The 7,799-nt window shown below is 61.8% G+C and carries 6 protein-coding genes and 1 pseudogene; 6 read left to right on the plus strand and 1 reads right to left on the minus strand.

The window, feature by feature from the left end:
- The 6 genes from NKI38_RS25615 to NKI38_RS25640 all read left to right on the plus strand — a co-directional run bounded on the left by NKI38_RS25615 (position 1) and on the right by NKI38_RS25640 (position 6,691).
- Entirely contained in the window at positions 1–1,488 is a 1,488-nt protein-coding gene (locus NKI38_RS25615; protein WP_352662349.1) for a sugar ABC transporter ATP-binding protein, read from the plus strand.
- A gap of 98 nt (positions 1,489–1,586) precedes the next feature.
- Complete coding sequence (locus NKI38_RS25620; protein WP_352662352.1) at positions 1,587–2,588, plus strand: fatty acid desaturase; 1,002 nt, start codon at positions 1,587–1,589, stop codon at positions 2,586–2,588.
- 6 nt (positions 2,589–2,594) lie between these two features.
- Positions 2,595–3,842, plus strand: coding sequence for an NAD(P)/FAD-dependent oxidoreductase (locus NKI38_RS25625; protein ID WP_352662355.1), 1,248 nt, complete (start codon positions 2,595–2,597; stop codon positions 3,840–3,842).
- Entirely contained in the window at positions 3,842–4,948 is a 1,107-nt protein-coding gene (locus NKI38_RS25630) for a zinc-binding dehydrogenase (RefSeq protein WP_352662369.1), read from the plus strand. Before NKI38_RS25625 ends, NKI38_RS25630 begins: the two co-directional genes overlap by 1 nt.
- Positions 4,949–4,953: 5 nt before the next feature.
- Positions 4,954–5,793 (plus strand): alpha/beta hydrolase, encoded by an 840-nt coding sequence (locus NKI38_RS25635; RefSeq protein WP_352662357.1) that lies wholly within the window; start codon positions 4,954–4,956, stop codon positions 5,791–5,793.
- A complete protein-coding gene (locus NKI38_RS25640; protein WP_352662360.1) occupies positions 5,780–6,691 on the plus strand; it encodes a LysR substrate-binding domain-containing protein in 912 nt (303 codons plus the stop codon). Before NKI38_RS25635 ends, NKI38_RS25640 begins: the two co-directional genes overlap by 14 nt.
- A gap of 443 nt (positions 6,692–7,134) precedes the next feature.
- On the opposite strand, the pseudogene NKI38_RS25645 reads toward NKI38_RS25640, so the two are convergent.
- A pseudogene (locus NKI38_RS25645) lies at positions 7,135–7,459 on the minus strand (tyrosine-type recombinase/integrase); the annotation flags it as partial.
- Positions 7,460–7,799: the final 340 nt, after the last annotated feature.

Here is a 7,799-nt window from a genome sequence, read left to right on the forward strand (position 1 = left end):
ATGGGCGCCCCGCTACTCGAACTCAAATCCATTCGAAAGACGTTTCCGGGCGTGCTGGCGCTCGCCGACGTGACGTTCGATCTTAAAGCCGGCGAAGTGCATGCATTGGTCGGCGAGAACGGCGCCGGCAAATCGACGCTGCTTTCGGTAATGAACGGCCTGACCGCAGCCGACAGCGGCGAAATCCTGATCGAAGGCAACCCAGTGGTCCTCGGCGACCCGACGGCGGCGCTGGCGAAGCGGCTGGCGCTGGTCCATCAGGAATTGGTGCTGTGCCCGAATCTCAGTGTCGCGGAAAACATCTTTCTCGGCCGCGAGCCCGCGGGCCGCATGGGCGGGAACAATCGTGCGGCGCTCAATTGGATGGCGAAGGAGCTGCTCGACGAAATCCACGTCAGCCTCGACCCTTCGCGGCCAGTCGGCGAACTCAGCTTGAATGAGCAGCAGATTGTCGAAATCTGCCGGGCCCTTGCAAGTCGGCCGCGCGTGTTGGTGTTCGACGAGCCGACCGCCTCGCTGAATGACGATCAAGTTCGTCACCTGCTGGACATAATCCGCAAGCTCAAGGCGAGCGGCCTCGGCATCATCTACGTCTCTCACCGGCTGAGTGAGGTTCTTGAGATATCGGATCGCGTCACCGTCCTGCGCGACGGCCGCGTGGTTGGCACGCGCACCATGGCGGAGATGGACGAGGCAGCGCTTGTCTCGTTGATGGTTGGGCGCGAACACAAGCCTGGCCAGACAGCCTACAGGGAAAGACGGCACGGCGCCGTTGCACTGGAGGCCCGGGCCATCGGCAAGACAACGGTCTTCGACGACGTGTCGCTTGAAGTCCGGGCGGGCGAAGTCGTCGGTATTGCCGGCCTGCTTGGCTGCCAGCGCGAAGCGGTTGTTCGCGCGATCTTCGGCGCGACGTCGATCGACCGCGGCGAAATCCGGGTCCGAGGCAGGCCGGTTACGTTGCGCTCGCCTCGCGATGCCATCGCGGCGGGCATCGGTTTCATGCCCGCTGACCGCAAGAGGGAGGGGCTGATCCTGCCGATGAATGTCGGCGACAATCTCGGCATGACTATCCTGCGCCGGCTCGGCCGTTTGGGCTTCCTAAAGCGCCGGCAAAGAAATGCAACAGCCAATGATCTCATGCAAAAGCTGGCGATCAAAACCAGCGGGCTGTCGCAGCCGGCCTCGCAATTGTCCGGAGGCAACCAGCAGAAGATCGTCATCGGCAAATGGATCGCCCGCGGCGGCGACATCGTGATTGCCGAAGATCCGACTCGGGGCGTCGATGTCGGCGCCAAGTTCGAGATTTGGCGCGCAATCCAGGATCTCGCGAAAGAGGGCAAGGCCATCCTGCTGCTGACCACCGAACTGCAGGAGATGATGGATGCCTGCGATCGAATCTTGGTGATGAGCCGCGGCCGGGTGACCGGGCACTTTCACCGCGGGGAGTTTTCGGCGGAGGCGATCGCTCATTGCTTCGTCGTGTGAGGCCGAAGCGATAGCGCCATGGGAACAATGAATTTTTCTTTCGCCGAGCGCCTGGGTAGATCTTCCGTGACAACGAGCAATCTGAAAGGAGGATCAGCATGCAGGGAGATAATTCTGCAAGCTATGCCGGGATCGGCGGCATCGGCAGCAAGATCTGGCCGCTGACGGGACCGGAAATTATTTCACGCGACAAGCTGAAGACGCTTCGCGCCCGCACCAATAGGCCGGGGCTGATTAGGCTGGCTGTTCATCTGTCGGCACTGGCACTGGGCATTCTCGCGATCTATCTGTCGGCCGGAACGCTTTGGCTGCAAATTCCCGCGATGTTTGCCTATGGCATTGTCATCGTGCTGCTCTTCGCACCTCTGCACGAGTGCTCGCACGGTACCGCCTTCCATTCGCGATGGATCAACCATCTCGTGGGCTTCGCCGTCGCCGCCTTTACGTTCCGCCCGTTTCTCTACTTCAAATACCGCCATGCGGCGCACCACACATTCACCCAGCACGAGGACCATGACCCGGACATCGTGCCTTTCCCAACGTCGCTGCGCGACTATTTCGGGCAGATCCTGGGCCTCTCTTTCTGGCCGAAACTCGTCGGCACGTTGTGGCGCGGGTCGACAGGACATTTCACGGAGGACGAGCGCGAGTTCCTGCCGGAATCGGTATTCAAACAGGTGATGCTGGAAATCCGCCTGCTGGTCCTGGCCTACATCGCCATCGCAGCAGTCTCGATCTATTTTGGCAGCGCTGTCGCGCTGGTCTACTGGTTGCTGCCCCGGTTCATGGGCGAACCTGTGCTGCGCGCCATCCGTATGGCCGAACATACCGGGGCCGAGGAGAGCCCGAACCTTCTCGCCAACACCCGCACGACCTTGGCGAACCCCGTGTTGCGGTTGCTCTACTGGAACATGCCGTTCCATGCCGAGCACCACCTTGCCTCGTCCGTCCCGTTCCACGCGCTCGGCAAGCTCCACGCCGAAGTCTCGCCGCATCTTCAGTGCGTGAGCAAAGGCTACTTCCGGGTGCATCGCGAGATCCTTCGCGAGGTGCGGAAGAGCAGCCGCGCCGGCGATACCCCCGCCGGCCAGGGAGCGTGAGCGGCAATGGCACACATCGGGAGAACAGCCGGAGTCGTCATAATCGGCGGCGGACATGCGGGCGGCCGCACGGCGGAGCGGCTTCGGCACGGCGGCTTCGCCGGATCGATCGACGTGATCGGGATCGAAAAGGAGCTGCCCTACGAGCGGCCGCCGCTGTCGAAAAGCGTGCTGACGTCCGCTGAAGCGCCGGCGAATGCCTATCTGCTGCCGTCGGCGAAATGGAAGGAGATCGGCGTAACCTTTCATTTAGGCGCCGAGGCGACAGGCATCGACAGGCATGCGAAGTCGGTTGTGCTGGAGGGCCGTAGCCCGCTCGCCTATCGTAAACTGGTGTTGGCGACGGGACTGTCGCCCCGCAGGATCGCCAGCCTGGAACCAATTGCCGACCGGATCGCTTATCTCCGCTCCTTCGAGGATGCGCTGTCGCTGCGCAGCCGGATCGTCCCGGGTATGTCGATCGTGCTGGTCGGAGCGGGACTGATCGGCCTTGAAGTTGCCGCGAGCGCCGTCCAGCGAGGCGCCTACGTCACCGTGCTCGAGGCCGCGGATCGGCCGCTGAGCCGGCTGCTCCCCAGCTATCTGTCGCAATGGATCGCGCAGGTGCACGAGCGGGCAGGGGTTCGCATCCTCTGTGGCCGGCAAATCGCCGCCTCGGAATCGCTGGGCCAGAGCGCATGCCTGCACATCGACGACGGCTCGCAACTGCAGGCCGATCTCGTGCTGGTCGGCATCGGCGGTACCCCCAACGACCGCCTGGCTCGCGAAGCCGGGCTCGATATCGACAACGGCATCGTCGTCAACGCATTCGGCCAGACCAGCAGTCCCGACATTTTCGCCGTCGGCGACGTCGCCGCTCACGAAAATCCGTTCTTCGGTCGCCGCTGGCGACTGGAATCCTGGAAGAACGCCGAGGACCAGGCCGGCATAGTCGCCAGCTATCTTTGCGGCCAACCGGCGGCTTACGGCGAGGTGCCGTGGTTCTGGACCGATCAATACGATCTGAACATCCAAGTGGCCGGCCTGCCCGGCGCGAATGGGCCAACCTATGAGCGGGGCAAGCCTGGCGAACGCGCATATCTGGCCTATTTCACCGAAGGCGAACGGCTGATCGGCGCTGTCGGCGTCGGCTGTGGCCGCGATATCCGCATTGCGCGCGAAATCATCAAGGCAGGCGGCAAACTGGATGCAGCGGACCTCGTTCGCAAAGGACTCGCGCCGTTTCCAGCCTCGCTTGCAAGGCGCGTGTCGTGATCCGCTCGCCTGCTGCGATCTGTTTTGAGCCGAACCGGCCGCTGGCGGTCGAAACCGTGCGGGTGGCGCCGCCAGGCCACGGCGAAGTGCTGGTCGAGATCGTCGCTTCCGGTCTCTGCCATACCGACCTTACGGCGCTGGACGGCGTCAATGCGACCAGCGTCTACCCGCTGATTCCCGGACATGAGGGTGCCGGGCGCGTCGTCGAGACCGGCGCAGGCGTAATCGGATTGCGGCCCGGCGATCACGTCATTCCGCTCTACGGGCCGGAGTGCATGCATTGCCGCATGTGCAGGAGCGGCCGCACCAATCTGTGCTGGACGATCAAACCGACACGCGACAAGGGCGTAATGCCGGACGGCACGCCACGTTTCTCGCTGGACGCCGTGCCTGTGCATCACTTCATGGGCACCTCGACGCTGTCCCGCTATACGGTCGTTCCCGAAATCGCCCTGGCCAAGATCCGGGAGGATGCCCCGCTGGACAAGGTTTGTCTTTTCGGCTGTGGCGTCACCACCGGCGTCGGTGCCGCGCTTTCCGAGATCCGCGAGGGCGATGCGACCGTCGTGTTCGGACTGGGAGGCATCGGCATCAATGTCATCCAGGGGGCACGGCTGGCCGGTGCAAGGACGATCATCGGCGTCGATGTCACCGACCGAAAAAACGAACTCGCCAAAGCCTATGGCATGACCGATTTCATCGATGCGGGGCGTGATGGCCCGAAAGTGGTGCAGGCTATCCGTGACATGACCGAGGGTGGCGCCGATGTCGCGTTCGAGTGTACCGGAATCGTGCCTGTCATGCGCCAGGCCTTCGATTGCTGCCATCCGGCCTGGGGAACGGCGGTGCTGCTCGGCGTTGAACCACCAGGCGCTGAAATGGGCTTTCCGCCAGTCGGGGTGCGTTATGGCCGAACCATCCGTGGCAGCTATTTCGGTGGCGTCAAGGGGCGCAGCGGGCTCGGTCGCTTGATCGATTTCTACATGGATGACAAGCTCGACCTCGACCGGCAGATCACCCACAGGCTTACGCTCGGCGAGGTCAATCACGGCTTCGACTTGATGCGGGCGGGAAAGTCCGTTCGCGGCGTTGTCCATTTCGAGTGAACGACATGGGACGCCGCACCGAAGCCGGGTACGTCTTCCGCGACCGATATCCGGAGCGGATGGATGTCTACCGCAGGTTCGACGAAGCAAGTGCCGCGGCGCGCGCGACGCTTCCATGCAAACGCAACTTGGCGTATGGCGGGCATCCACGCCAGGTCTTCGATCTTTTTCCCGCAGGCAACGGCGCGCCGTTAGTGGTCTTCGTCCATGGCGGCTACTGGCAGAGCCTCGACAAAGATCGCTATTCCTTCGTCGCTTCGTCGCTGCTTTCTCGAGGGTTCTCGGTTGCCCTGCCGAACTACCCGCTTTCGCCCGACGCCGACATGAAAGCCATCATTGGCAGTGTCAGTGCTTGCCTGCCCGCAATCCTTGACACGCTCGAAGCGCCGCCGCCGCTCTGGATCGCGACCGGCCACTCAGCCGGGGGACATCTCGCCGCAATGCTGGCCATGAATGCCAAAGCTTGCAATGTGCCGCTGGCGGCGTGCGCGCCGATCAGCGGCATCTTCGACGTCGAGCCGCTGGTGGAAACATCGCTGAATGCAGCGCTCGGCCTGGACGTCGAGCGCGCCGCGGCGCTCAGCCCCATGCGTCGCCCGCCGCCTTGCTGTCCACTTACGGCTTTTGCCGGGGCAAGCGAAACGCCCGAGTTCATAAGCCAGTCCGAGCGGTTCGTAGCGCATTGGCGTGCGAGCGGCCAACCTGCCGAACTGGTTTCGCTCCGGGACAAAAACCACTACACGGTCCTTTGCGATCTGCTGGAGGAGCATTCGGAAATCGCCGAAGGGATCACGCGGGCGGCGAAAGCCTTTCGCCGGGAGGAGAAAAGGATTGAGTGGCGCTAACAAGCTGCATTTCGTCAATTTCAGCCAGCTGCGGTCCTTTTATGCGGTCGGGCGTGAACTGAGCTTCACGAAGGCGGCGGACCTGCTGTGCGTCGGCCAACCGACGGTGACGACGCAGATCAAGGCGCTGGAGGAGACGTACGACGTCCAGCTTTTCCTGCGCTCGCCGCGGGGCCTGAAGCTCACCGATGCCGGTGAGGCGCTGCTTACCGTCGCTCGCCAGATATTCTCGCTGGAGGAGCAGGCGGTCGGAATTCTGCAGGCCGAGGGCAACCAGATATCGGGCAAGCTGCGCGTCGGTACCGTCGGACCGTTTTTCGTTATGGAACTGCTCAGCGCCTTCCACGCAAAATACCCGCTGATGCAGGTTTTCCTGGAAAGCGGCAATTCGGACGCAATCTATAACAAGCTTCTGAACTACGAGGTGGATGTCGCAATCATCGGCCGCGACTACGACGATCCGCGTCTCGATCTCATTCAACTCGGCCGCCATGAGGTGATCGTCTTCGTCCATCGCGACCATCCATGGGGCGGGCGCCAGCAGATCGATCTTGAGGAACTGGACGGGCAGCGCTTGATCGTCCGCGAGCCGGGTTCGATGACCCGTCGCGCGCTGGAGGAGTTGCTCGACCAGCATCGGGTGAAGCCGAACGTAGTGATGGAAATCCCACGCGACGGGGTTCGTGAAGCTGTCGCCGCAGGTCTAGGCGCCGGCATCGTTTCGAAAACCGAATTTCTCCCGGATGATCGCCTGACGGCACTTTCAATTTCCGATCACAAACCCTTCACGCAATCCTTCGCCGCATGCCTGAAGGCACGCCAGACCCTTCGCCCCATAGACGCGTTCATGAAATTAGTCAGGGGCCATCAGACGCCGGTTCAAATTCCCGACGAATGAAAGAGGGCGTTCTCGATCCTGTGAGCGTTTGGCACGGAAATGTACTACGCATCCGTTCGCGACGATGCTGGCATGTAGCCCCGATCGCCGCTCATGAATTGCGGATTGAGATTGAGCATGGCATTGAGCATCCTCCGGGCCGGTTGAGAGCTACACTACCTATAGACCGACACATCGGCCCCTTGATGGACCTTCAGGCATGTCGACTTGCCGCGTAGGCCACTCTGACCCACGCCGCACGTCAGGTTGGAGCAGGCACAGAGCGGCGCCTAACGGACGTCTGACTTCGTGGGGCGCACTTCGAAAGCCGCCGGTCCGCTTCCCAAGTCACGATTTACCCCAGGACAAATGGCTGCTTTCGAGACACAATAGTGCAGATCTGAAGGACAGAGATGCGGCGCAAATTGTTCACGGCTCCACTCGTGAAGTGGAGCCGCTCTTGATCATACCTCAGTTGCCTCGGCAAGTTCGAGAGCATCTTCTACGTGGACTCCCAGATAGCGGACCGTGTTCTCGATCTGATGTGACCGAGCAAAATCGGGACGGCTCGCAAATTTCCCGTCTCTCTGTAGATAAGCGAAACCTTGATTCGACGGAGGGAATGCGTGCCGTATCCTGGGGTCGAAGCCCGATCGCCTCGACCCATTCGTCGACGAGGCGGGCGTACTGCCTTGTGCTCATATGAGCCCTAGGATCGATCCTACTAGGAAATGCGTAACCATCCACTGTCCCGCCGCGTCGTTCCAGCCATGCGAGAAGGCTGCGGCGGATGCCGCGCTCCGCCATCAGTGCGAAGGCTGGCTTGCCCGCCTCAAGCTCGACGACAAGCAGCTCGTATTCGTCAATCCGATTGGGGCCGGAAGCGGTCCGACAGCTTCCAGCATCAAAACGCGATGGCAGACATTCAACCAGGTGGGATTGAAATCTCTAACTGATCCAAACACGACAACCAACATCGCGGCCAACAGGTCGGTGCGCCAAAAAACGAAGTTGCGAAGCAAATCTCAACCATCGTGACCTTGCCCCTCTGATCTAATCCGGTTTGAAGTTCGTTCTGGCCCATCGAGAGGACCAGGACATGAAACGTAGCCGCTTCTCTGAAGAGCAG

The sequence above is a fragment of the Mesorhizobium sp. M0621 genome (assembly GCF_040320745.1).
GTDB lineage: Bacteria > Pseudomonadota > Alphaproteobacteria > Rhizobiales > Rhizobiaceae > Mesorhizobium.

Excerpts from the sequence above, each read along its gene's own strand:
- NKI38_RS25615 (WP_352662349.1), top strand. The coding sequence starts at position 1 with ATGGGCGCCCCGCTACTCGAACTCAAATCCATTCGAAAGACGTTTCCG.
- NKI38_RS25620 (WP_352662352.1), top strand. The coding sequence starts at position 1,587 with ATGCAGGGAGATAATTCTGCAAGCTATGCCGGGATCGGCGGCATCGGC.
- NKI38_RS25625 (WP_352662355.1), top strand. The coding sequence starts at position 2,595 with ATGGCACACATCGGGAGAACAGCCGGAGTCGTCATAATCGGCGGCGGA.
- NKI38_RS25635 (WP_352662357.1), top strand. The coding sequence starts at position 4,954 with ATGGGACGCCGCACCGAAGCCGGGTACGTCTTCCGCGACCGATATCCG.